At 42.0% G+C, this 24648-nt stretch carries 19 protein-coding genes; 10 read left to right on the top strand and 9 right to left on the bottom strand.

Going from position 1 to position 24648, the window contains the following annotated elements; all coding sequences use genetic code 11:
* Positions 1–25 precede the first annotated feature (25 nt).
* Positions 26–2665 carry a DNA internalization-related competence protein ComEC/Rec2 gene (locus G3R48_RS03320; protein ID WP_153663084.1) on the bottom strand — a complete coding sequence of 880 codons (2640 nt, stop codon included), beginning with the start codon at positions 2663–2665 and terminating at the stop codon, positions 26–28.
* A 31-nt stretch (positions 2666–2696) separates the two neighbouring features.
* On the opposite strand from G3R48_RS03320, the gene G3R48_RS03315 reads away from it, so the two are divergent.
* A complete protein-coding gene (locus G3R48_RS03315) occupies positions 2697–3203 on the top strand; it encodes a DUF2062 domain-containing protein (protein ID WP_153663082.1) in 507 nt (168 codons plus the stop codon).
* A gap of 46 nt (positions 3204–3249) precedes the next feature.
* Here G3R48_RS03315 and G3R48_RS03310 read toward each other — a convergent pair whose 3' ends face one another.
* Positions 3250–4200 carry an SDR family oxidoreductase gene (locus tag G3R48_RS03310; RefSeq protein WP_153663080.1) on the bottom strand — a complete coding sequence of 317 codons (951 nt, stop codon included), beginning with the start codon at positions 4198–4200 and terminating at the stop codon, positions 3250–3252.
* A gap of 321 nt (positions 4201–4521) precedes the next feature.
* Here G3R48_RS03310 and G3R48_RS03305 point away from each other — a divergent pair, with 321 nt between their 5' ends.
* The gene (locus G3R48_RS03305) at positions 4522–5412 is read left to right on the top strand and encodes an AraC family transcriptional regulator (RefSeq protein ID WP_153663078.1); all 891 of its coding nucleotides are present in this window, start codon (positions 4522–4524) and stop codon (positions 5410–5412) included.
* Between the two features lie 177 nt (positions 5413–5589).
* Here the strand turns inward: G3R48_RS03305 and G3R48_RS03300 are convergent, their stop codons facing one another.
* The 5 genes from G3R48_RS03300 to G3R48_RS03280 all read right to left on the bottom strand — a co-directional run bounded on the left by G3R48_RS03300 (position 5590) and on the right by G3R48_RS03280 (position 9843).
* On the bottom strand, positions 5590–5859 hold the full coding sequence (locus G3R48_RS03300) for a DUF3624 domain-containing protein (protein ID WP_153663076.1): 270 nt from the start codon (positions 5857–5859) through the stop codon (positions 5590–5592).
* Positions 5860–5989: 130 nt separating this feature from the next.
* Positions 5990–6550 carry a GNAT family N-acetyltransferase gene (locus G3R48_RS03295; RefSeq protein WP_153663074.1) on the bottom strand — a complete coding sequence of 187 codons (561 nt, stop codon included), beginning with the start codon at positions 6548–6550 and terminating at the stop codon, positions 5990–5992.
* Positions 6551–6632: 82 nt separating this feature from the next.
* Positions 6633–7886: a lipoprotein-releasing ABC transporter permease subunit LolE gene (gene lolE, locus G3R48_RS03290; RefSeq protein WP_153663072.1), complete on the bottom strand. Its 1254-nt coding sequence runs from the start codon at positions 7884–7886 to the stop codon at positions 6633–6635.
* The gene (lolD, locus tag G3R48_RS03285) at positions 7883–8605 is read right to left on the bottom strand and encodes a lipoprotein-releasing ABC transporter ATP-binding protein LolD (protein ID WP_153663070.1); all 723 of its coding nucleotides are present in this window, start codon (positions 8603–8605) and stop codon (positions 7883–7885) included. The genes lolE and lolD overlap by 4 nt, the downstream gene beginning before the upstream one ends.
* On the bottom strand, positions 8605–9843 hold the full coding sequence (locus tag G3R48_RS03280; protein WP_153663068.1) for a lipoprotein-releasing ABC transporter permease subunit: 1239 nt from the start codon (positions 9841–9843) through the stop codon (positions 8605–8607). The genes lolD and G3R48_RS03280 overlap by 1 nt, the downstream gene beginning before the upstream one ends.
* 147 nt (positions 9844–9990) lie before the next feature.
* On the opposite strand from G3R48_RS03280, the gene G3R48_RS03275 reads away from it, so the two are divergent.
* From G3R48_RS03275 to G3R48_RS03265, 3 genes are all read left to right on the top strand, one after another.
* The gene (locus G3R48_RS03275; RefSeq protein ID WP_153663066.1) at positions 9991–10563 is read left to right on the top strand and encodes a hypothetical protein; all 573 of its coding nucleotides are present in this window, start codon (positions 9991–9993) and stop codon (positions 10561–10563) included.
* A 66-nt stretch (positions 10564–10629) separates the two neighbouring features.
* Positions 10630–14118, top strand: a complete 3489-nt coding sequence (gene mfd, locus G3R48_RS03270) for a transcription-repair coupling factor (protein WP_153663869.1) — start codon at positions 10630–10632, stop codon at positions 14116–14118.
* On the top strand, positions 14118–15155 hold the full coding sequence (locus tag G3R48_RS03265) for a peptidoglycan binding protein CsiV (RefSeq protein ID WP_323741258.1): 1038 nt from the start codon (positions 14118–14120) through the stop codon (positions 15153–15155). The genes mfd and G3R48_RS03265 overlap by 1 nt, the downstream gene beginning before the upstream one ends.
* A 406-nt stretch (positions 15156–15561) precedes the next feature.
* Here the strand turns inward: G3R48_RS03265 and nagZ are convergent, their stop codons facing one another.
* A complete protein-coding gene (gene nagZ, locus G3R48_RS03260) occupies positions 15562–16584 on the bottom strand; it encodes a beta-N-acetylhexosaminidase (protein ID WP_153663064.1) in 1023 nt (340 codons plus the stop codon).
* Between the two features lie 226 nt (positions 16585–16810).
* On the opposite strand from nagZ, the gene G3R48_RS03255 reads away from it, so the two are divergent.
* The 5 genes from G3R48_RS03255 (at position 16811) to G3R48_RS03235 (ending at position 22022) form a co-directional block, all read left to right on the top strand.
* Entirely contained in the window at positions 16811–18184 is a 1374-nt protein-coding gene (locus G3R48_RS03255; RefSeq protein ID WP_153663062.1) for an L-serine ammonia-lyase, read from the top strand.
* A gap of 182 nt (positions 18185–18366) precedes the next feature.
* Positions 18367–19113, top strand: a complete 747-nt coding sequence (locus tag G3R48_RS03250) for an HAD-IIA family hydrolase (RefSeq protein ID WP_153663060.1) — start codon at positions 18367–18369, stop codon at positions 19111–19113.
* Between the two features lie 414 nt (positions 19114–19527).
* A complete protein-coding gene (locus G3R48_RS03245) occupies positions 19528–19971 on the top strand; it encodes a TetR/AcrR family transcriptional regulator (RefSeq protein WP_153663058.1) in 444 nt (147 codons plus the stop codon).
* A 957-nt stretch (positions 19972–20928) separates the two neighbouring features.
* Positions 20929–21324 carry a zinc-binding metallopeptidase family protein gene (locus G3R48_RS03240; protein WP_153663056.1) on the top strand — a complete coding sequence of 132 codons (396 nt, stop codon included), beginning with the start codon at positions 20929–20931 and terminating at the stop codon, positions 21322–21324.
* A gap of 152 nt (positions 21325–21476) precedes the next feature.
* Positions 21477–22022 carry a GNAT family N-acetyltransferase gene (locus G3R48_RS03235; protein ID WP_153663054.1) on the top strand — a complete coding sequence of 182 codons (546 nt, stop codon included), beginning with the start codon at positions 21477–21479 and terminating at the stop codon, positions 22020–22022.
* Between the two features lie 462 nt (positions 22023–22484).
* Here the strand turns inward: G3R48_RS03235 and G3R48_RS03230 are convergent, their stop codons facing one another.
* Positions 22485–24614, bottom strand: a complete 2130-nt coding sequence (locus G3R48_RS03230; RefSeq protein WP_153663052.1) for a M3 family metallopeptidase — start codon at positions 24612–24614, stop codon at positions 22485–22487.
* Positions 24615–24648 lie beyond the last annotated feature (34 nt).

Raw genomic sequence — 24648 nt, 5'->3', positions numbered from 1 at the left:
TTTTATGACAAACATACTCGACATTCTACTCTGCTTTAACTTTCTCACCAAACTTAAACAAACGGTTATACCAAAAAGGCGATAATTGGCCACGATAAGTGCTGATATTGTAACCAAAGCGATTAAAATCAACACTAATTTGACCGACGGTACCGGTCACATAGGTTTGAATATGACGTTGATGATAGCGATTTAGCACTGATTGTTTGGGAAAACCATACTGATTAGCAAAGCCAGCATTAAATAGTGCAACCGTCGGTGTGAGCTCGGTTAACAACGACTCGCTAGATGAGGTTTCACTGCCATGATGCGGCGCAAACACAATATCAACATGGCCGATTTTATTCTCACTGATTAATTGTTGTTCACGCGCATGCTCTATATCGCCAGTTAATAGCACATTAGATACGTTATCGCTTAATAGCATCACACAAGATTGATTATTGTCTGAAGTAAAATTGCCACCATAACCGACGGCCTCAACCTTTAGGGTATTATCTGACCGCTCAAACCCTTTACAAGGTCGGCTTCGTAACGGGTATGCGGCTAACACACTGTTAATATCGGTGACTATTATTGCCTGCTGAAAATGATCCGCCAACACCTTTAAGCCGCCAGCATGATCGTTGTCGTTGTGGCTTATCACAATATGGCTTAAGTGCTTGATGCCTCTGGCTTGTAAAAACGGTAAAATGACCCGCTGGGCATAGCTAAAATCGTCACCGTATTTGGCCCCGGTATCATACAAAATGGCCAGTTCATTTTGCTTGATGACGATCGCGCTTCCTTGGCCGACATCTAACACATGCATTTGCCAACTCTCACTCAGTTGTTTACTGGTCAATGCGTCATAAACCTTATTACTCCCCCCAATAACGCTGATTGCAATGCCAATGAAAACCGGGATGGCCAGCAAAGAAAAAATCCGTTTTTGAGTGCTGCGGCTGTCGTAATGATGATGCCGCTGACTTGCTTCACCCTTTTGCTTAATATGCGCAGCTGTAGTCACAAATACATGTTTAAGTCCTGTTAGTCTTCGTGGCCAAGTGGCAAACCAATTATGCCCTGAGCGGCGAGTAAACCACACTGCCCCAGCTAGCAAGATGATCAGCAAAATAAACAATAAAACGGCGGCAATTAACGGCTCAGGTAACGTTAGTAATGCAAATGGTAAAGAGGATGATGCCGTTAATAGCGCATTAAAAGGATGCAAACTGATATTGGCTGGCGTAAACAACCACAGCGTTAACCACGGTTCATGACCTAAAAATAGCGCACTTATGTATTGCGTTGCCACTGAAACACCAAGCGATTGAGCAAAATAAAAACTTGCCCAAATAAATGACCACAAACATAAACTTAAAATGGCGACAGGGATCACCACTATGCTAAACCACGGCACAAATAATAGATTTAACCAAATGCTATGTGGCGAAATGTAGCCAAATAACAATGCTTGCAATAATGACAACCCCAGCCCTAAACGCCACTGAATTGACCACAACAAACACAATTGCTGACGACATTTTTCAACAACTGACACTGGCGCACTAGCTGCTTGCAAGGCTAGATAATCTACTTTTTCAGCTTGCTTTTGCATGGTTTTCTGACGTGAATCAATCGTTAATAATATAAGCATTAACGCGATAAATGACAGATAAAAGCCACTACTTAACATCGCAAAAGGGTCAATAACTAATACCGCAAATAAGGCATATAACAAACGGTCCCAGGGGGTTGAATACTGCTTTAGTAAACTAAAACTGACCACCAAAGCGAGCATGACCATTGCCCGCGTCGTCGCAACCGAAAATCCCGCTAAATAAGCATAAGCAAAGGCACAAGCTAAACTCCCCAGTAGCACCCAAGCACGATAAATAAAATAATACTTAATATTGTTTCTATGACGACAATGTCTGCGACTTAACCACCACTGACATAAAAATTGCAGTAAAAAATAAAATACACCAAAGACAACTGACAAATGCAACCCCGATATGGCGATTAAATGGCCACTGCCTGTTTGACGTAGTTGCTGCCAACGGGTTTGACTAATCTGTTGTTTTTGCCCTAATAACAGGGCTTGTAAAATATCACCATTATCTAAGGCTGTTAAACCTTGGGATAATTGGTTTTTAAAGCGGTTTAATGTTGAGGTATTGGGCTTAATGAGCAATGCTTGTTTAACATTGCCTCGGTAAATGATATGACGATTGATGAAATACTTCTGTTGATTAAAGCCGCCTTGATTGGCAATGTTACTGATGCTCTTGACTTTAATAGACAGTTGCCATTGTTGCCCGACTTCAACATGTGGCGGTTTTGGCCAACTGAGTCGGTAATAACCTTGCAATAACCCTGCATCAACTTGCGCTAGGTTTTTTACATCCACACTAATCCAGTCGCGGTTTTGATTCACTAGTGATACTATCTCAGCCTTAATTATTTGCTGGGTGTCATTGTTAGGCAATGAATGTGAGTAAAGACCATGAAATGCCACGGTTATCCACATCAGTGACATCATTATCCCACTGATAAATGGCGCTTTATATAAGGTCAAAACACCAATGACCAACCACAGCGCCCACCAGTGATATGGTAAGATTATCGGCCATAACAGTGCCGAAAGACTACATGTGCAGTACCCTATTAGAAATCGATTCATAACGATTGAGTAAAGACAGTAATCGCCAAAGATGCCAAAAAAATTTATTGAAAAGTATATGCCTAAGCCTGAAGTACTTAAGCAACACAAGTATCTTAAAGTGTTCGGCCAACTATTAAACAAACCCAACTTATGGGCATTAAATAGAAAGTCTGCTCCAGGGGCTTTTGCTATTGGCCTTTTTGCTGCGTGGATGCCAATGCCATTTCAAATGGTGCTCGCTGCCGCGTTAGCCATTTTCTTTAATGTCAACATTCCCGTGTCAGTCGCATTAGTGTGGTTAACCAACCCCCTAACCATGCCGTTTATGTTTTATGGCGCCTACTTATTGGGTGCTAAAATCCTTGGCACGCCCGCACAAGAATTTCAATTCCAAATTAGTTGGGCTTGGATAGAGGCATCACTTTCCACCATTGGCCCCCCATTTATACTCGGTTGCGCAGTCTTAGGCGTTATCTGTGCTATTGCAGGCTACTTTATCATTGCCAATTTATGGAAATACTCGATCTTATTTAAATGGCAAAAACGAAATAAATAACCCGCTGTCAGCACACAGGAACGCCCTCTTTCGCCTCTTGCGTTAGCTAGTTTACATCCCAATCTAATCCCGTTTTCTCACAAGACAGCGCCCATAATGCGCGCGCTTGCGTGTGATTTAACGCCACATCATCGAGTGGACATTGATCGATGGCTCCGACAGTTTGTGCGCGTTTTGTTGGCCCATAAAGCGTGTTTGCCGTTAAGCCTTGCTCTACAGCGCACATCACCTCTGGCCACGCACCTTTTGTCGCTGACTGCGCAATTAAGGGCGCAGCAATTGACCAAATAATTTTATTTAACCTACTGGCAGTATCTTTAAGCAAGTTAGTTCTTGATGCACCTGGGTGGCAAACTTGTACCTGCACCTGCTTACCTGCTAGCCCCACCTTGCGCTGTAATTCATACGCAAACATCATTTGGGCCAACTTACTTTGCGCATAACTATCCCACGCGGTGTATTTTTTATCAAAATTAATGTCGTCAAACTGAATCGTCTTTTTACCCATTTTATAGGCATTACTGCCCACCACAACAATACGACCAATAGATGCCTCTATGCGTTCAAACAACAAACCACACAATAAGAAATGCGCATAATGATTCACACCCATTTGGCTTTCAAAGCCATCAACCGTTATCTGTTGCTTTGCCACTTGCGCAATAGCGGCATTACAGATAAGCGCATCAATGTGATCAACACTCTCAAGTACTTTAGCTGCCGCTTCACGCACACTTGATAACTGGGCAAGATCTAATTGAATAAATGCCACATCGGCCTTATCACCTAGCTCAGCTTTTAACGTTTTAATCGCTTGTAATGACTTTTGCTCATTACGATTGAGCATCACCACTTTGGCCTTTTTTGATAGCAGCAACTTTGTTGCTTCATATCCTGCACCGGTATTTGCCCCCGTAATCACATACGTTTTACCTGCCAATGAACCGATATGCTGCGGCGTCCACCCGTGTGCGCCAAATTGTGTATTAATTGACATATTTATTTTCCTCTTTTTTGCTAAATGGACTAGCTGGGCTAAACCAATTCATTATCTTCGTCGAGTGAATGACTAAAGCGGCTTATCACGCTGATACCATCACCAATAAATCTGCGTTAAATTGCGCAATTCACTCAGTTATCAATATGTGTTGTACGACATAAATAGACGCCTTACTGTTATCTTTCAAGTAAAGTCCCGCCTTGTAAGAAATACACTATAACGCTCACAATCAATTCAAAATAGCTCCGATAGTCTTTTATACTTGCCTATTTGTATCACTCAAGTGACAACTGATTATTGACGTGATAATGTCAAATAATGCAAAAATCTAAAATAAAACACCTTATAGAGCAGCGTGTCAGCTGCGATGGTTTAATTGAAACAGGTATTAAAGGCGTACAGCTTTTTCGCCTCACACAGCCACATCAATGTACGCCGGTTATTTATGAGCCAATGGTCATCGCTATTGTCAGCGGTGCTAAACAGGCTATTTTGGACGGTAAGCAATACTTGTATGATGCTCAGCAGTACATGTGTTGCAGCTTGTCGATTCCGGTTGAAGCAGGCACAGCAACCGCTTCCCCACAAGAGCCACTGTTAGGGGTGTGCATCTCGCTAGACACGAAGGTATTAACGGAGTTAACCATTGAAATGGAGACGGTAGCTGGGCGAGCAAACTACACACCAACCCAACAACATCCACCAGGTTTGGCCCTAGCCAATTGGGATGAGCCTTTTACCGATGCGTTATTACGCTTATTGCAATTAGGTGATAACAAAACAGATTGCGCAATTTTGGGTAACAACAGACTCAGAGAAGTTTATTACGCGCTGTTAAATGGCGATGCGGGCGCTACAGTAAAGCAGGCTTTTGGCGTAGGCAATGACATTGCTCGCACCATTGAGGTGTTGTCATCTCAATTAGATAAACCCATCACTATTGAAGATATTGCCACCCAAGTTGGCATGAGCCGCGCAGTACTGCACCGTAAATTTAAACAAGCGACGACGATGTCACCAATGCAATTTATCAAATCTATGCGACTCAATAGCGCAGCGGTGAGTATTGCTAAAGGCATGAATGTCAGTGAGGCTGCAATGCAAAACGGTTATGTCAGTGCATCGCAATTTAGCCGTGAGTTTAAGCGTTTATTTGGGCAAACACCTAAACAGTGGCGCGGTGATAACAAGCAATTATACTTGTCATAAGTTGTTAGTTTTTTTAACTATTAAGGGTTGCCAGCTTTAGTTTAGCCAAGAACGAAAAACTAATGACATAAGCCATAATCATGAAACCGAAAGCAAGAAGCAAGAAGCAAGAAGCAGCTAAAAGTCTAATGCCAAACAACATGGCATAACGAAAACCGCGCGCTGAAACACAATACATTAATCCGTATCAGTTTTTTGATACATTTTAGTGTCGCCTAACACTATTCGGCGATAACTCAGTACCACTAAGTGCAGCGCCAATAAGCCGCTAAAAGCACAACAGAAAAATAATAACGCGATTGACTCAATACGAGTTGGCGTTTGCGCAAAACCAAACCACCATAATGGCCAACTGATTAACGATAAAACAGTCAGTTGGATCATACAGCTTTTGCATCGACCTATTTTTTGCTTAAAAATAGACTCTTCACAACCACGACAACTCATGTAACTCCTTAAAAACCCAATTAACGATCCAGTAAGGCTAATTGTAGTTGAGCTCAGGGCTAAATTAACCGCTTTGATAAGCTATACTCACCGCCCTAACGTTACCCGCGACATGAGCTTGGTAAGTCAATTACCCGTTATCGAGGTTAATTTCACTTGCTAAAAGCGCAAATTGAAACTCATCGCCCCAAGCACCTTTAAAAAAGATATTTTGTACAAAATGCGCTTCTTTTCTAAAACCGGCTTTGGTTAACAGCGCTGCGCAGGCACTATTTTGGCTATCGGTTATTGCCGTTATTCTATGCTTGCCCAGCTGCTGGAATACATAGTTAACCACGCCCGTTACGGCTTCAAGGCCAAAACCTTGTTGTTGGTATTCTGGAGCTAAAGTAATGCCTAATTCAAGCTGTTGCTCATCAACAAAGTGCAGCGCTAAATCACCAATTAATGTGCCGCAGCTATTAAGCGTTAATGCAATTTGAAACCATTTATCTACCTGACCAAACTGTTGGTAATTCATATTCGCAAACATGGCTTTAGCATCATCAAGACTGTAATCGGTATCCCAACTTTGATATTGTGCAACGCACGGTTGCTGCCGATAAGCGGTAAATATAACTAAATCAGTGTCAACAAACGCACTGGCGGTTAACTGCTCTGTGGTAAAAAATATCTGTCTGTCTTGCTGCATATCAATATGACCTTTAAATATGTTTATACAGTTAAAAACACATGAAATTGGCTAGCGTTTAATAGCTAACAATGCCAAATGTTTAACGTCCAGCAAGCGCCGCAGCAGGCGCAATTTTAGTGGCTTTCCAAGCGGGATAAACCGTTGCCACAAGACTCATGACCAATCCCATGGCGACAGCTAATACCACATCACGAGGATTGAGCTCTGATGGCAAAAAGTCGATAAAATAAATATCGCTGGCCAAAAGTTTAACCCCAAAAACGTGCTCAAAGCCTTTGGCAATACTGCTAAGATTTTGGGCAATAAGCCCCCCTATCACCCCACCCAAAGTACAACCGGTAATGCCATTAAGCGCGCCTTGTAAAATAAATATTCCCATCACCGCAGCGCGTGTTAACCCCATGGTCATTAATATGGCAACTTCCGATGCTTTATCACGCACCGCCATCACCAAGGTTGACACAATATTGAAGCAGGCAACAGCAATCACCAGCGCTAACACCAAATACATGATCATTCTTACCATCTGAATGTCTTGATATAAATGTCCTTGGCTGCGTGTCCAATCATTCATATACACATATTCATTTTGGGCATAGCCAAGTTGGCGAATCACCTGCGGCGCATCAAATACATTATCGACTTTGATCCGTATCCCAGATGCTTTACCGTCAAATTTCATCAAATGACTTAAATACTGCATCGACACATAAGCTTGAGTCGACTCAACTTCACCGCCGAGTTTAAATACCCCAGACACCACAAACCGATGACTTTTTGCCTGCGATAACCGCTGGCTATTACTCGTGCCTGCAGTTTGTGGAGTATACATGGCTAAGGTATCACCCACTTTTAGTCCCAAGCTATCTAGCAATGATTGCCCCAACACGATGTGATTGGTGTTACCGGCTAATGACTGCCAAGTCGCCTTAGGCATGTAGTTATTGATTGCCGACACTTTTGCTTCTTGCTTAATATCAATACCATTGACCACCAAGCCTTGAAATCCGCCCGGTTTTTGCACCAAACCTTGTAAGCGTACAAAAGGCGCAACTCCAGTAATTTGCGGCACGGCTTTGGCTGAATCGGCAACGCTTTGCCAATCAGCTAAGGGGCTATTCACCCCAACGAGTTCGCCATGTGGGATCACCCCTAATAACCGTTGCTCAAGCTCTCGCTCAAAGCCATTCATCGCCGACAAGACAATAATCAATACCGCCACGCCAAGCGCAATACCTGCGGTTGATGCAAAAGAAATAAAGTTAATAAAACGATTAGATTGACGAGCGCGATAAAACCGCCAACCTATCACTAATGGCAATTTGATATTCATGCCATATCACCTGATGTGCCATTGTTTGAGTCTTCTAAATGCAAATAACCATCTTTCATGGTGAGTTGGCGATCCATTTTGTTGGCAAGCACAGGGTCATGGGTCACCACCACAAAGGCGGTGCCAAGTTGCAATGATAATTCGCGGATCAGAGCATACACTTCATCGCCGCGGCTTGAATCTAAATTGCCCGTAGGCTCATCGGCCAATACTAACTTAGGTTGATTAATCAATGCTCTTGCTATGGCAACCCGTTGACGCTCACCTCCCGATAACTGCGATGGCGTATGTTGTAATCTGTGCCCTAATTCCACTCTATTTAATAATACTTGTGCTTTTTCAAGTGCAGTTGCGCGATTTTGGCCTTGAATGAGTGCTGGCATTGCCACGTTTTCAAGCGCGCTAAAGTCAGGCAATAAATGATGAAATTGGTAAATAAACCCTAAATCTTGATTGCGTATTTGTGACTGGCGCGTAGCCGACAATTGATGAATATTCTCGCCTTCAAGTAACACCTTGCCGGTTGTTGGGGTGTCTAGTGTTCCCATTAAATGCAGCAACGTACTTTTACCAGAACCCGAACCGCCAACAATGGCCAGTTGTTCGCCCTTATAAATCGTTAAATTGACATTGTTTAATACTTGAGTGGCAATATCACCTTCAAGATAGGCTTTGCTAACGTCATTGACTTGTAAAAGAGGTTGTTTAGTATCGGTCATTATTCGTATCTCAATGCGCTAGCAGGCTGAACTCGTGCAGCCGTAAAAGCAGGATAAAGGGTAGCGAGCAAGGTCATCATTAATGTGCCGCAAACAATTAAGCCAATTTGGCCAGAGGAAATCGCCACCGGTAAAATTTGTCCAGGGCCTAAAATTGATATGCCCAAAGCCGATGTAATACTATTGATATTAAGGGTCACGAACACCCCGGCTACACTGCCAAGTAATAGCCCAAGTAAAGCATTGAGTGAACCTTGGATAATAAAAATCAACATCACAGCCGGTGTTGTCAAACCTTGGGTTTTTAACACGGCCACATCACTGGTTTTATCAACAACCATCATCACTAATGCAGAAACAATATTAAATGCTGCCACTGCAATAATCAGGCTTAACATTAATGACATCATATTTTTTTCCATCTTCACAGCTGAAAACAAATGCCCAAAATCATCTCGCCAATCTTTAGCGGTAACGGTTTCGCCTAATTGCGCAAATTGTTTCACTACCGATGGTGCAATGGCTGACGCGTCAAACGGGTCAGTTAAATAAGCCCGTAAATGGGTAACGGTTTGTGCGTTTTGGCGCATCAGTTTTTGTAAGTCTTCAAAATGCACATAAGCCACGCTGGCATCAACTTGTGAACCCATTTCAAATAATCCAGCCACGGTAAATTTGCGCTGACTTGGCACAGGTCCAAGCGGCGTATACACCACGCCATTACCGCTAAACAAACGGACTTTATCACCCATACTCACGCCTAAGGTTTGTGCGAGCTGTCGCCCAAGGACCACCCGATATTGACCGGCTACAAGTTGGCTAAAAGCGTTGTTATCACCAGAATTAATCACCTTTGAAATTGGGCGCTCTAAATCTGGGTAAATCCCCAAGACTTGGGCGGCGTGAATATTGCCAGTAGATTGCAGCATGGCTTGTGTCGACGCGCTTGGCACAATGCCTTTAATGCGCCGAGAGTGTTGTAAAACCACCTTATCGCTGGCGGCCTGCCAATCTTTAAAACCAGATTCACTCACCAACGTTAATTGCGGAACCGCGCCTAAAATACGGTCTTTTAGCTGCCCTTCTAACCCGTTCATAACTGAGCTGACAATAATAAGTGCGCTAACGCCTAAGAAAATGCCTGAAACGGCAAATAAAGTGATAAATGAAGCAAATGCATTGGCTTTTTTTGTACGCCAATAGCGAAATCCTACAAAGAATGAAAAGCCTAAATTCATATTTTGTTGTTAATCCCAAACCTTTATGGCCACGTATTAGGTTAAAATAGTAAAAAACTATCAAGCACGCTAAGTCTATGACTTGCTAAATCATTATGTTGGGCACGATAATAGGGGTATTAGAGTGATAAATAAAGAGGCAAACCTTTGTTAGCAGACAGCAATTCTTATTTTAGTGTGCCTCATCAATTTAGTGCCTATCTAAATTTGTGGGATAACCATACGCCAATACCTTCACAAGACCAATTGCGTGACATGCAATCGGTTGGCTTACAGCTATTAACCGATGTGAAAGCAATGGAAGCCAATTGCTTATTGCAACTTCGTCAATTAGATAACGAAGCAAAAGCCGTTGTCGACTTCCTAAAGTTACAGTCACGCAAAATCGATTTAGTGCTGCAACATATTCTTGAAAGCGAACAACAACAAGGTGATCCCGTTGTCGGTGTGCAATTTGGTGGCAGTGGCATTAGCGTCCTAAGTCCCGCCGCGCTCATTGAAGGACAACACTACCAAGTGCAGTTATTTATGCGTACTGAGCTAGTCGCCTTATTGTGCATTGCTAAAGTGGTGCAATGTAAAGCTGTTGAACAGCAATGGCTTTGTGAGTTTGAGTTTAGCCAGATTTTAGATGACGACGTTGAACAACTGGTTAAAGCCAGCTTAAATGTGCAACAAAAAATGCTTAAACGCCGTAAACAACAAAATCAAACCGACTAATGAGTGACTGCGTGCACTCAGTGCGCACCTTACTTACAGCACAATCAACAAGATCTTCAAACGACAATGAAACCATTTAGTGTACTGACGCCGCCAACAGTCAAAAAAGGCCAACAACTACAAACGTTAATTAGCGGTGGTGGCGTTGCTCAAGCGCTCACATTAACTCAATTAATCAAACCGCACAGTGGCACAACCTTACTCGTCACTCACGACACCCCTAGCGCGATGGCATTAGAGGCAGAGCTGAGCTATTTATTGGCCAACAGCCAAGTACAGGTTTGTTTGTTCCCAGATCGTGAAACACTTCCTTATGACAGTTTTTCACCCCATCAAGACCTAATTTCACAACGCCTAGAAACCTTAGCGCAAATTAGCCAAGGCCAACAAATGGTGGTGATAGTGCCGGTTACTACCTTAATGGTACGCTTACCGCCGCGAACATTCTTAACCTCTAATGTAATGTTACTTAAAAAAGGTGACATATACAGTTTGCAAACCGTGCGTCAGCATTTAGTTGACACGGGTTATCATCTGGTTGATCAAGTGTACGAGCACGGTGAGTTTGCGATTCGCGGTTCTATTGTCGATATTTTCTTAACCGGTTCAAAACAACCGCTGCGCATTGAATTATTTGACGATGAAATCGAATCTATCCGATTTTTTGACGTTGAAACCCAGCGTTCAGGAATGTCACTCGATAATATCCGCATGTTACCCGCCAAAGAATTTGCCACCGACAATGAAGCTATTGAGGGGTTTAGACAGCGTTATCGTCGCCGTTTTGAAGTGATTTCAAAAGAAGCTGAGTCAGTTTATCAACAAGTTAGCCGCAATATCATGCCTGCCGGTATTGAAAATTACTTACCGCTATTTTTCGAACAAACCGCAACATTGTTTGACTATTTGCCAGGCAACACCCAACTCATTACCTCAGGCGATATTGAGCAGGCTTGTCAGCAGCACTTGCAAGAAATTAATTTACGCTATGAAGACCGCCGGGTTGACCCTTTGCGACCGTTACTCGCACCGCAAGAGCTATATTTATTAGTTGATGAACTCTTTGGGGCGTTTAAACAGTTCCAGCGCACCCAAATACTGGAGCAAGTCTCAACGGATAACAGCCCCAAACATGCCATAAACGCCAATATTCAAGCCCTGCCCGATATCAATGCTAACCATAAATTAAAGCAGCCTTTAATCGCTTTAAAAGAATACATTGCAACCCAAAAGCAAGTAGTGTTTAGCGCAGAATCTGAGGGGCGCCGTGAAGCCTTGTTTGAGTTATTTGCCAAAATAGATCTAAAACCTAGTTTATTTAATCACTTAGATGACTACCTTGCGGCTAACAATCCAATTGGCCTCGTGGTATCGCCACTTGCCAGAGGCTGTGTCATCAATGACACTCCAAAAGGCCATATCAATGTTATTTGTGAAACCGAACTCTTTGGGCAGCGCATTTCTCAGCAGCGTCGGCGCGAAAAACAAAAACAAGTAAGTGCTGATGCTCTTGTTAAAAACCTTGCTGAACTCAAAGTTGGCCAGCCTATCGTTCACCTTGAACATGGTGTGGCATGCTATCAAGGTTTAGTGACACTGGACACTGGCGGTTTAGTCGCTGAATATCTGCAACTTGAATATGCTGGTGGCGATAAACTTTACGTTCCGGTGTCATCACTGCACCTAATTAGCCGCTACAGCGTCGGCAATGAAGAACAAGCCCAGCTAAATAAACTTGGCAATGAAACGTGGGCGAAAGCCAAGAAAAAAGCCATTGAAAAAATCCGCGACGTTGCCGCTGAATTACTCGATGTTTACGCCAGACGCCAAGCACGCCCTGGTGATGCGCACAAAATTGATGTCGAAGAATATGCTTTATTTAGCCAAGCATTCCCATTTGAAGAAACCGTTGACCAAGAAACGGCTATTCACGCCGTTGTTGAAGACATGAAAACGCCAATGGCAATGGACAGATTGATTTGTGGTGATGTTGGTTTTGGTAAAACAGAAGTGGCAATGCGCGCGGCTTTTATTGCTGTTAACGCCGGTAAACAAGTGGTTGTACTTGTGCCAACCACCCTATTGGCACAACAACATTTTGAAAACTTTAAAGACCGCTTTGCCGATTGGCCAGTGGTGATTGAGGTGATGTCACGTTTTCGCACTGCTAAAGAACAAACCCAAGTCATGGAACAATTAACGGCAGGTAAAGTGGATATTGTGATTGGCACGCACAAGTTATTACAATCGACCGCTAATTTTGAAAACCTCGGCTTGTTGGTGATTGACGAAGAGCACCGCTTTGGTGTGCGCCAAAAAGAGAAAATTAAAGCGCTGCGTGCCAATGTCGATATTTTAACTTTAACCGCTACACCAATCCCAAGAACCTTAAATATGGCCATGTCGGGTATGCGTGACTTATCGATTATCGCCACTCCACCTGCTAAGCGTCTTGCGGTGAAGACTTTTGTACGTGAATTTGACTCTGCCACCGTACGTGAAGCCATTTTACGAGAAATTCTACGTGGTGGTCAGGTATACTTTTTACATAATAATGTTGAAAGTATTGAACGCATGGCCAATGAAATCCGTGAGTTATTACCCGAAGCTCGGGTGGTAACGGCTCACGGGCAAATGCGTGAGCGCGATCTAGAAAAAGTCATGTCAGATTTTTATCATCAACGTTTCAATGTACTGGTGTGTACCACCATTATTGAAACCGGTATTGATGTGCCTACTGCTAATACTATTTTAATCGACCGTGCTGATAAATTTGGTTTAGCACAATTACACCAATTACGTGGCCGTGTAGGGCGCTCACATCATCAAGCTTATGCTTATTTAATGACTCCGCACCCAAAACGCATGACCCCTGATGCACGTAAACGCCTCGAAGCCATTGGTGCTCTGGAAGATTTAGGCGCAGGTTTTATGCTTGCCACACAAGATTTGGAAATCCGCGGTGCAGGAGAATTGCTTGGCGATGAACAAAGCGGTCACATTTCTAAAATTGGTTTTAGTTTATATATGGAAATGCTTGAATCTGCGGTCAAGGCATTAAAAGAAGGTAAAGAACCGTCATTAGCACGCATGCTCAACGCCAAAGCCGAAATCGACCTACGCGTGCCAGCACTGTTACCTGAAGACTATGTGGCCGATGTCAACATGCGCTTGTCACTGTATAAACGCATTGCCAATTGTGAAACCGAAACCATGATTGATGAACTGAAAGTTGAGTTTATTGACCGCTTTGGGATGTTACCCGACTCAACACGTAACCTGATGGATATTACCCTGTATAAACATCAAGCCACATTGTTAGGGATTAAAAAAATAGATTTACATAGCAAAGGTGGCAACATTGAGTTTGGTGATGATAATCAAGTTGACCCTATGTTTATCATCGGCTTATTGCAAAACCAACCACAAATTTATCGTATGGATGGGCCAAATAAGTTAAAATTCACCTTACCAGCAGAAACCAATAAACAGCGGTTAGAGTTAGTAAAAATGTTGCTAGAAGAATTTGCTAAACACCCTAATGGAGACAAATAGTGCACTTACAAACAATGCAGCGTCGCTTTACTTTGTCATGTGTTGCAATCGCTTGCTTGTGCCAGCCTATGGCAGCCCAAGCTAAAACGTGGTTTGAAGTAGAAGTATTTGTGTTTGAGCGACCTGCTCAGTCGACAAGCGAACAATGGAATGAGCAACCCGCTAAAGCGCTTAATTCCCAAGCTGTCGATTTAATTTCACCGATGATCACAACCGATATTACCGGAGTGTCATTGGGTTTATCAGGGTGTAATTCTAATGATTGGCTAAATGACAATCATGACTGTAATGACCCATTAACCAACAAAACCCAAAAGTCACACCCAAGTGTTGTGCCGGTATCAATTGCCGCGCCAACCGAACAAGTAGCCTACCTTGGTGAGCCGCCAGTACTACTGGCAGAGTCTCAAGCTCAATTTAGTGACATGATTGCCAGCATTAAAAAAGAGCGCGGCATCACGCCACTCATTCATATGACATGGCAGCAAGACATGAAAACCCGCCGCCTTGCAACGCCAGTGCGAATTTTTGGTGGCAAAGACTTCTCAGATGAATACACTTTTCATGGAGAGCCTGTGATAAACCATGAGCAAGACAACATCAGTGCAGGCTTAACTGACTTTAGCTCCTATGGGGATTTATTTACCACGCGCAGTCAATCACAACCCGTATGGGAGCTTGATGGCACCATTAATATCTATTTAGATCACTACTTGTATATTGAGCAGCGCCTTAATTTACGTCGCGAATCTGAAAAACAAGTCGATTTAGCAACAAACACTAATTATGGTTCACCGGTGGATACGGTTAATAGTCAGCCTCAAGCACATAAAATGGTGCCATTTTTACAATCAATCGCCTTAAATCAAAACCGCAGAGTACGGAGTAGCGAAGTACACTATTTTGATCACCCACAACTGGGTGTAGTGATGCAAATCCGTAAAATGGCGCAGCCTACCACCGCTAAACCGATTGACTTAGGTTTACAAACCCAGCCACAAGCACAGGGACAACCAGTAACTTCAACGCCACTATAATCGGGTGTAATGCGACTGAACACGGGTAATGTAAGTGCAATGGTAACAGCGTGCAGTACAGCAGATAACGGGTAAGTCAGTGGGTGATAACGCGCTAATTTACCCGCTTAATCAAAAAATAGCTTAGCAATGCTGTTGAGATAGTTAACCTGTAAAGGACTCTTGAAACCGTGATTGAAAGCGGCCTGTGACAAGCAATAATGAAAGCTAATGATGAAAGTCCATGCCAAACTTTTCACATAAGTAGCCAAGCTAAATAGCGTCATCGCCAAGCAATACAACAAAGGTGACGCTAAGCGTCGTCTTTTTCATCAAGTTACAATATGGGGAATTGGCGTTTAGCGACCTCACTGCAAAAAACGTTATTCACCCGCAGCTTAACAACTTAATCATTTAACTACTTGGCTTACTCGCGACTTAGCTGCCCCAGTTTGTTAGCCAAAGCTTGTCCATGCTGCCAACGCTCCGCTTGTTCTAACGCCCAGGCGACTTGAGTTTGATCCGCACGCAGTAAACGTGCATTTTGCCTCGGTGCTTGCTCAGGCCAACTAAATTCAGTTAACAAGGTTTCCACGCCATCAGGGTCATTACACACTAATATCATGTCGCAACCCGCTTTTAATGCCGCTTGTGCACGAGCGATATAATCACCTGCGAAACTTGCGCCTTTCATTCCTAAATCGTCAGAGAAAATCACCCCATCAAAACCCAATTGTTGCCTTAATACGTCTTGCAGCCAAAATGACGAAAAGCCTGCCGGATTGGGGTCAACTTGGTCATAAACCACATGAGCAGGCATCACTCCCGCTAACTTGCGTTGCCCTATTAGCACCTCAAATGGCAGTAAATCATTAGCAAATATAGTCTGCTTTGAACGACTATCAACCGCCATTGCTACGTGAGAATCCGCTTTTACACTGCCATGGCCAGGGAAGTGTTTCCCTACGGCTGACATGCCAGCATCATTCATGCCTTTAATCCAAGCGTCAGCTAATAAACTAATGTGTTTGGGATTATCGCTAAAGCTTCTTAGGCCAATAACATCACTTACGCCGTTGATATCTAACACTGGAGCAAAGCTTAAATCGATATCACATGCTAACAGCTCAATAGCCATCACAAACCCAAGCTCACTCGCCCATTCACACGCTTGGTTTATATCATTATTAGCATTAGGCAAAATATGGCCCATTGCGGGAATTTTGGTAAATTCAGTCACAAAGCGCTGTACCCTTCCACCTTCATGATCAACGGCAATAATTAAATCACTGCGAATTTTCCTTACTGCAGCAGTCAGCGCTATAAGTTGAGATTTAGATTGATAGTTTCGACTAAATAAGATAATTCCACCAACTTGTGGGTGCTGTAATTGCTGTGCTTCTTTATCAGAGACCGTTAGTCCGGCCAAATCCATCATTAAATAACTCAAAGGAAACCTCTGTAGGTGTTTTAAACAAAATCCACTAGTAAAACGCAACGTCATTACAACTTGATATCAATCTCACTAATGTGAAACCCATTCATAAAAAAAACTAATGAATAATTCACTTAAAAGTATGTGATACTTCATTTATCTAGGCGATAAACATCAAAAGTTTGAATGATTATACGCGCTAATAATACAAACAAAAAACCACACCTTGAAGGTTATTTATATGATTAGTGTTTTTGACATGTTTAAGATCGGAATTGGGCCATCAAGCTCACATACCGTCGGACCAATGAAAGCCGGAAAGATCTTTATGCAACATGTTGCAGATAACGGTTTACTTGAGCAAATTGATGAATTACAAGCAGAACTCTTTGGCTCACTTGGGCAAACTGGTAAAGGCCACGGTACGGGTAAAGCGGTTATCTTAGGATTAATGGGCAAAGACCCTGAAACCGTTGATACCAGCTCTGTCGATGGCATTTTACAAACCGTGTCATCAGCACAAACACTCACATTGGCCAATGATAAAACCGTTAAGTTCACCCTAGATAACGGCATTATTTATCATCGCCGTAAAACATTACCCGCCCATGCTAATGCCATGACCTTACATGCATTATGTGCCGGGAAATGCATTTATAAGCGCACTTATTACTCTGTCGGTGGCGGTTTTATTTTAGATGAAGATGAAATAACGAAACAAAATGCCTCCCCCGCCACACCGGTCCATGTGCCATACGACTTTGAAACTGCCAGCACATTAATTGATTTATGCTGCGAAAATGGCTTGAGTATTTCATCATTAATGCTGGCAAACGAGCTAAGTATTTCCAATGAATCTGAAGTAAAACAAGGGCTGTGGCACATTTGGCAAACCATGAAGCAATGTGTTGAACGCGGTTATCAAAAAGAAGGTATTTTACCCGGTGGATTAAAACTACGTCGACGCGCGCCAGCGCTTTATCGCCGCCTTAAAGCAGAGGGACGAAATAATGTCGACCCGCTAACCGCGATGGACTGGGTAGACTTATTTGCATTATCGGTGAACGAGCAAAATGCTGCTGGCGATAGAGTCGTTACCGCGCCAACCAATGGCGCAGCAGGGATTATTCCTGCAGTATTGTGTTATTACGACACATTTGTGCAAGAAGTGGATATCGACGTATGTATGCGCTACCTACTGACTGCAGCCGCAATTGGTATTTTATACAAAAAAAATGCTTCTATTTCAGGAGCAGAAGTCGGTTGTCAGGGGGAAGTCGGCGTCGCTTGCTCAATGGCTGCAGCCGGTTTAACCGAAATTATGGGCGGCACGGTTGAACATGTTGAGAATGCTGCAGAAATTGGAATGGAACATAACTTAGGCTTGACCTGTGATCCTGTTGGCGGTTTGGTGCAAGTGCCTTGCATTGAACGTAATGCCATGGGGGCAGTTAAAGCTATTAATGCTTCAAGAATGGCATTACGTGGCGATGGCAACCACAAAGTCTCTCTGGATAAAGTCATTAAAACCATGATGGATACCGGTAAAGACATGCGCAGTAAATACAAAGAAACGGCCAAAGGCGGATTAGCGGTAAATATTGTTGAATGTTAAGCATAAAGCGGACTAATTTATAACAGGTAACACTTAAGGTGCCTGTTTAATTGTTGATGTCTTATACTGGCAAACAACATTAATTTGAATACACTTTATCGTATTTTTATGGCTAAACACTTGTAAAAGTTAGCTAACTCTTTTTATATGTCATTAAGCACTCATTCAACGGAATCCGATACATGAAGAACATAATTTGCGATATCGATGGTGTTTTACTGCATGACAATAAGCTGATCCCAGGAAGTGATAAGTTTATTCATCGCATTGTAGAGCAAGGTAACCCGTTAGTTATTTTAACCAACTATCCCGTGCAAACAGGCAAAGATTTACAAAATCGTCTTGGTTCTGCCGGCATCAATGTACCTGAAAACTGCTTCTATACCTCAGCAATGGCAACCGCTGATTTTTTAAAAAATCAACAAGGTACGAAAGCCTTTGTTATTGGTGAAGGCGCGTTGACCCATGAACTTTATAATGCCGGTTTTACCATTACTGACATCAACCCTGACTTCGTTATTGTGGGTGAAACACGCTCTTATAATTGGGAGATGATACATAAAGCCGCCCAATTTATTGCCCAAGGCGCAAGGTTTATTGCCACTAATCCAGATACCCACGGTCCTAATTATAGCCCTGCATGCGGTGCGCTTTGTGCGCCAATTGAGCGCATTACAGGCAAAAGCCCTTTTTACGTGGGTAAACCATCTTCGTGGATTATTCGCTCAGCGCTTAACCACATCAAAGGCCATTCTGAGAATACCGTCATTATTGGCGACAATATGCGTACGGATATACTTGCCGGATTCCAAGCAGGTCTAGAAACCATATTAGTCACCAGCGGCGTTAGTCAGCTCGCAGATATTGATAAAGAACCATTTAGACCCAATCATGTGTTTAAGTGTGCCGGCGATATCGATATCGTTTAGCACGCCATTAAAATCTCAATAAAATAACCGTATTTCAAGCAGTAAGTTAAATTAACACAACTTACTGCTTAATTTGTTGTGCATCCCCTTTCTTCGTTCACTTCACTATCCGCTATTCCTTTATTTATCAGATACCCGTTGAAAATAACTATCTCGCCTTTACCATTTAATGACATTCGTCAATAATTTAATTTATACTGCAATAGCGATTATTACTGCATTAGCTAATCACTATATTAGACAAGTGCAGAATACGTCTTTTAATATCACTTGATAATAATATCCACTGACAACTAACCCAGTTTAATTTATTAAATGATTTAGTTAACATCTATGAAAAACGTATTAATTAAAATGTGGAATATCTATTTAACAGGTGTATATTAAACCGTAGTTGAACCAAGGAAATAAAGCATGAACACAGAAGAAAAACTCCTCCACGCGGCTAAATGGTTAGTCAAAGAACACGGTATCATTAACTTTTCAATGTCTGATATCCCAAGAATTTGCGGGTTATCTCGTGCTTCTTGTTATCAACATTTTCGCGATAAAAACGAAATACTTGCCACCCTTTGTACGCAAGAACTAATGGATAACTTCCGCGCAGTAAAAGATCAGCGCTGGCAAGACATTTCAGCAGTGTTTACACTCGTTTCGCGTCCACTTATTTTTAATCACTTAAAAGAGCGCGACCGATTAGCTATTGATAACGCATTTAACCAGTTTTTTAATTGCATAGAGCTATTACCTGATAATATTGAATTGAGTTTTTTGAAACAGCGATTACAAACACTAAAAAATGAGCGAACGCATAGTAAGCTGCGTTTAACGGCTCAATGTCAAAATTTCAAACCATAAAAACAAAGGGACAATAAAACCAATAATCTAAAAGGTAAAATAAAAATAAACTAACATGACTGATACAAGTTGATATGCTATCAATATCATCATTAACAGGCATCCAATATAAAAAACGTAGTTTACTTCACAAAATTTAATTATATTCTTGCCTGCTTCTATATCAAATAGACTAATTTAACAAGCTGTTTAGCGGTATTTATAATCGTATCAACACGGTAAAATTAATTAGCACTATGTTTTTATCGTTTTAAATTCCCCATCTCTTAAAAACACTTCCCTCTTGTCTAGTAAATTTTATATTTGCCATAGCCCAATTTATTATTAGCGATGTCAGACATTATTTTGAGTAACATCTTTTCCAAACCCCACTATTTCAGCGCCAGCATTTCAGTAAGTATAAGCACAAATAACAAGAAAGGATGACGATGACATCTTGGGTTGCGCCATAGTCTTACGGTCTGCTTGTAGTCATGAAAAAGTCATTCACAATACCTCTACCGTTCAACAAGATACTACGCCGTTATTTAACAAAGCGTAGCAGTTTCATCATGACATACACGTCCATTACACCAATCACTATAATGTTGCCCGTACGCTTTCAGGAACCGTACGGGCAAATACCCATTTACTCTTAACTGTGCATTGGGATAACCTTGGTAAAGAGCGCACAAAACAAGGCGTTCAGATTGACAGTGGCGCTTAACAACCTCACAGATACGGCACAATGACTTGAAATAGCAAGTAGTCTGCTCAACAAGCTAACCATGGCAAACCCTTAACGCACTCTGTGACCTTTATCGCAACCACAGCAAAAGCGCGAGGGGCTATTGGAATCACGTTTTACGCTGACACCCCGTCTTACCTAATTGAGGACACCCTTGCAGTATTTAATGTCGATACGGCCAAGATCTATGTAAAACTCAAGATGACCCCATTATCGGCAAAGATCAGTCATTGCACCAACAATACTTAATTAATGCTTCTGCTTTAGTTCAAGGACATGTGGCAACAAAAGAATCTCGTCCTAAATCAGCTGGTTTTTCCGCTCAGATCATTTCAATTTTGCTAAAGAAGGGCGACCTGCGGTGTTCGCCGGCAGTGGGCGGATTCCACTTAATGCGAAAACGGCGCAGTATAAACGAGAAAATGCGTTCAGTAATGCAAGATTGTAATTATAACGTCTGTGATGAATATCGTGATGATTGGGATTTATCTGGCACAATTGAAGATTTAATCAACGACTTTAAAGCGGCTACAGTGCTAAGCAATAGTGAGTATCGGCCCGGATATTATCTAGGCAGCGAGTTTCACTCATTGCGCCCTATTACAGAAGGATTATTGGACTATTAACTCCACAAGCCTTGACCTATTTTCAAGGCTTTTTTATAGTCAATATGCTAAAAAATTAACGCGTTATCAATTTAACTATTTAATGGATTACGGATTAAGGATTACGGATTACGGATTACGGATTACGGATTACGGATTACGGATTATCGACGATGAAGATAGAAACTGCACGCTTGCAACTTATCCCACCCTCTTTGGAATATCAACCAAGGATCCTTGCTGCGATTCAAGAAAGTGAGCAAGAATTAACTACCTACTTATCTTGGGTACCTTATGCATTAACCCAAGCGGAATCAATTGCAGATACTCAGTTAGCTATCAGTAATTTTACTAATGCCACAGATGAATTACGTTTTTCAATTATCAACAAGCAAACTGCTGAGCTAATTGGCGCAATTGGATTAATTATTCGCGACAATAGCGTGCCCTTTTATGAACTGGGTTATTGGATACGCACCTCAAGCGCTGGTCACGGCTTTATGACAGAAGCGGTAACGGCAATTGAACACTACGCCTTTTCAAAACTCAATGCTGTACGCCTTGAAATTAGAGCCGCACAAACTAATCACAAAAGCTGGGCTATAGCTAAACGATGTGGCTACGAATTTGAGGGTACATTAATTAATGAACGTCGATTACCCTCTGGTGAGCTTGATAATACCCTTGTGTATAGTAAAACCCAACAACCACAACGCTAAGCCTTTATGCATTTTAACGCCCTCTTATTAAGGTTAAGCCAAGAAGTTTAGTTACCAGAAATCAAAATCAGTACGCTTGCTGTAGCCATATATTTATTGGCCTTTTTGCTGCAAACATCAACAACGATAATTCGCAATAATACTCTTCTAAAGCCTAATGAAGCTTACTAAGTGATAACACGATAAATAGCAAAAATAGATATGAGTTGTTGGTCTTGTAGCCTTGTAGTCTTGTAGCCTTGTAGTCTCGTAGTCTCGTAGTCTCGTAGTCTCGTAGTCTCGTAGTCTCGTAGTCTCGTAGTCTCGTAGTCTCGTAGTCTCGTAGTCTCGTAGTCTCGTAGTCTCGTAGACGAGAACATCCAATTATCAATAAATAATCAAAAAAATAGCCAAGGTAAGTATTTACCTTGGCTATTTAGTTATTTTATTTAGTCTCTAATCCAGCAGACCCAAAAGTGATTATTATTCAGTTAACCCACGACGTTTAAGCAGTGCATCAATAGTTGGCTCACTGCCTTTATAATCTAAGTAGTTACCCATTAAATCTTCAGAGTTACCTTTCGATAGCACCTCTTTACGGAACTTAGCACCATTTTCTAGTGTTAAACCGCCGTGTTGGCCCATATAGGCAAAGGTATCTGCCGCAAGTAGTTCGGTCCACAAATACGCGTAATAACTTGCTGAGTAGCCGCCTGAGAAGCTGTGGCTAAAGTAGTTACTCTTATAACGTGGTGGCACTGGCGCATAAGCAATACCGTGTTTAGCTAATGCTGCATGTTCAAATTTTTCAACACTTGAAATAGGAGTGTCTGCAGAAATTGAGTGCCATTCCATATCCAGAATAGCCGCGGCTAAGTATTCAGTCGTGTCATGACCTTGGTTAAAGGTGTGTGACTTCATGATTTTATTCAGCAGCTCAGTTGGAATCGCTTTACCCGTTTTGTAATGTTTAGCGTAATTAGCCAACACTTGTGGGTTAATCGCCCAATCTTCGTTAAATTGAGATGGATATTCAACAAAATCACGTGCGGTGGCTGTACCTGCAATGCTTGGGTATTTAACATCAGAGAACATACCATGTAGTGCATGACCAAACTCATGGAACATGGTTGTCACTTCATCAAAGGTCAATAATGTTGGTTGGCCTGCTGCTGGTTTAGGAATATTCAATGCATTGTAAATAACAGGATGCGCGTTTAATAAGCCAGATTGCGTGATCGCTTCGTTCATCCATGCGCCGCCATTTTTTCCTGGACGAGCATATGGGTCAAGATAGAACAGACCAAGTGAGGTACCGTCTTTGTCAAAGACTTCATAAGCGGTAACATCTTGTTCCCAAACAGGTAAGTCATTACGCGGTTTAATAGTAATACCATAGAGTTTGTTCATCGCATAGAACAAGCCATCATTTAGCACACGATTAAACTCAAAGTAAGGTTTTACTTGGCTTTCATCTATTTGGAATTTAGCATTACGTACTTTTGCACTGTAATAAGCCCAATCCCATGGTTGAAGCGTAAAATTAGCGCCTTCTTTTGCCATTTCAGCTTGAATATCTTTGGCTTCATTTTTAGCTTTGTTCACCGCTTTTGGCGCTAGGTTATCTAAAATGGTATAAACCGCATCAGGTGTTTTAGCCATTTGGTTAGCAACTGAATAACTTGCCCAGTTTTTATAACCTAATAACGCTGCTTTTTCGGCACGTAATTTAGCTAATTTAATAACCAATGGACCATTGGTTTTCGTTGCTCTTTCAGTTGATACTTTCCAGATTCTTTCACGTAATGCGCGGTTATTTAGCTGAGCTAAAATAGGCTGACCTGTGGTATTAACCAATGTGATCATATAGCCGCTTTTACCCGCGTTAGTTGCTTCCGCTTTTAAGCTGGCAATTTCATCTGCTGATAAACCATCAAGCTCTTTTACATCGGTGACTAACACAACGTCATTTTTAAATGAACTTAAGATATTTTGACCGTAAGCAGAAGTGCTTTTAGCTAATTCACCATTAATTTGGCGAACTTTGGCTTGTTCAGCGGCAGTCAATTTTGCCCCCGCACGAACGAAATTATTATAATAAAATTCCGTTAAGCGTTTTTCTTCACCTTTAAGTTGATCTTTTTGTTGATATAACTCACTCACTCTTGCGAACAATTTCTTGTTCATAAACACATTATCTTCGTGTGCAGTTAAATCAGGTAGAATTTCATTTTGAATCGCAACCATGTTGTCGTTAGACATCAAAGAAGACATATTAAAGAACATGCTCGACACGCGAGTCAGTAATTGGCCTGAGCGCTCAAAAGCACCTAAAGTATTGTCAAAATTCACTGGTGCAGGGTTATTTACAATCTGTTCAATTTCAGCATTGCTTTGTTTAATCGCAATTCGAAAAGCAGGAAGATAATCAGCTTCAACCACTTTATCGTATTGTGGTGCGTGATATTGTAACGGACTGGTTTGTAACAGTACGTTGCTTGCTTGGCTTTGAGTTGTGGTTACCGAACTTGCTGTATTGTTATTTGCTGGTGCAGAACAGCCACCTAAAACAAACAGTGTGCCGATTGCAATCGTTATCAGATTTTTGCGCATGTAAACTCTCTTTTCGATAATTAAACGAGGAAGC

Source organism: Shewanella intestini, from assembly GCF_018221465.1.
Classification (GTDB): Bacteria; Pseudomonadota; Gammaproteobacteria; order Enterobacterales; family Shewanellaceae; genus Shewanella; species Shewanella intestini.
Note: the sequence above shows the minus strand (reverse complement) of the source record. Positions and strands in the feature narration are given on the sequence as shown.

Excerpts from the sequence above, each read along its gene's own strand:
- G3R48_RS03320 (WP_153663084.1), bottom strand. The coding sequence starts at position 2,665 with ATGAATCGATTTCTAATAGGGTACTGCACATGTAGTCTTTCGGCACTG.
- G3R48_RS03315 (WP_153663082.1), top strand. The coding sequence starts at position 2,697 with ATGCCAAAAAAATTTATTGAAAAGTATATGCCTAAGCCTGAAGTACTT.
- G3R48_RS03310 (WP_153663080.1), bottom strand. The coding sequence starts at position 4,200 with ATGTCAATTAATACACAATTTGGCGCACACGGGTGGACGCCGCAGCAT.
- G3R48_RS03305 (WP_153663078.1), top strand. The coding sequence starts at position 4,522 with ATGCAAAAATCTAAAATAAAACACCTTATAGAGCAGCGTGTCAGCTGC.
- G3R48_RS03300 (WP_153663076.1), bottom strand. The coding sequence starts at position 5,859 with ATGAGTTGTCGTGGTTGTGAAGAGTCTATTTTTAAGCAAAAAATAGGT.
- G3R48_RS03295 (WP_153663074.1), bottom strand. The coding sequence starts at position 6,550 with ATGCAGCAAGACAGACAGATATTTTTTACCACAGAGCAGTTAACCGCC.
- lolE (WP_153663072.1), bottom strand. The coding sequence starts at position 7,886 with ATGAATATCAAATTGCCATTAGTGATAGGTTGGCGGTTTTATCGCGCT.
- lolD (WP_153663070.1), bottom strand. The coding sequence starts at position 8,605 with ATGACCGATACTAAACAACCTCTTTTACAAGTCAATGACGTTAGCAAA.
- G3R48_RS03280 (WP_153663068.1), bottom strand. The coding sequence starts at position 9,843 with ATGAATTTAGGCTTTTCATTCTTTGTAGGATTTCGCTATTGGCGTACA.
- mfd (WP_153663869.1), top strand. The coding sequence starts at position 10,630 with ATGAAACCATTTAGTGTACTGACGCCGCCAACAGTCAAAAAAGGCCAA.
- G3R48_RS03255 (WP_153663062.1), top strand. The coding sequence starts at position 16,811 with ATGATTAGTGTTTTTGACATGTTTAAGATCGGAATTGGGCCATCAAGC.
- G3R48_RS03250 (WP_153663060.1), top strand. The coding sequence starts at position 18,367 with ATGAAGAACATAATTTGCGATATCGATGGTGTTTTACTGCATGACAAT.
- G3R48_RS03245 (WP_153663058.1), top strand. The coding sequence starts at position 19,528 with ATGAACACAGAAGAAAAACTCCTCCACGCGGCTAAATGGTTAGTCAAA.
- G3R48_RS03235 (WP_153663054.1), top strand. The coding sequence starts at position 21,477 with ATGAAGATAGAAACTGCACGCTTGCAACTTATCCCACCCTCTTTGGAA.
- G3R48_RS03230 (WP_153663052.1), bottom strand. The coding sequence starts at position 24,614 with ATGCGCAAAAATCTGATAACGATTGCAATCGGCACACTGTTTGTTTTA.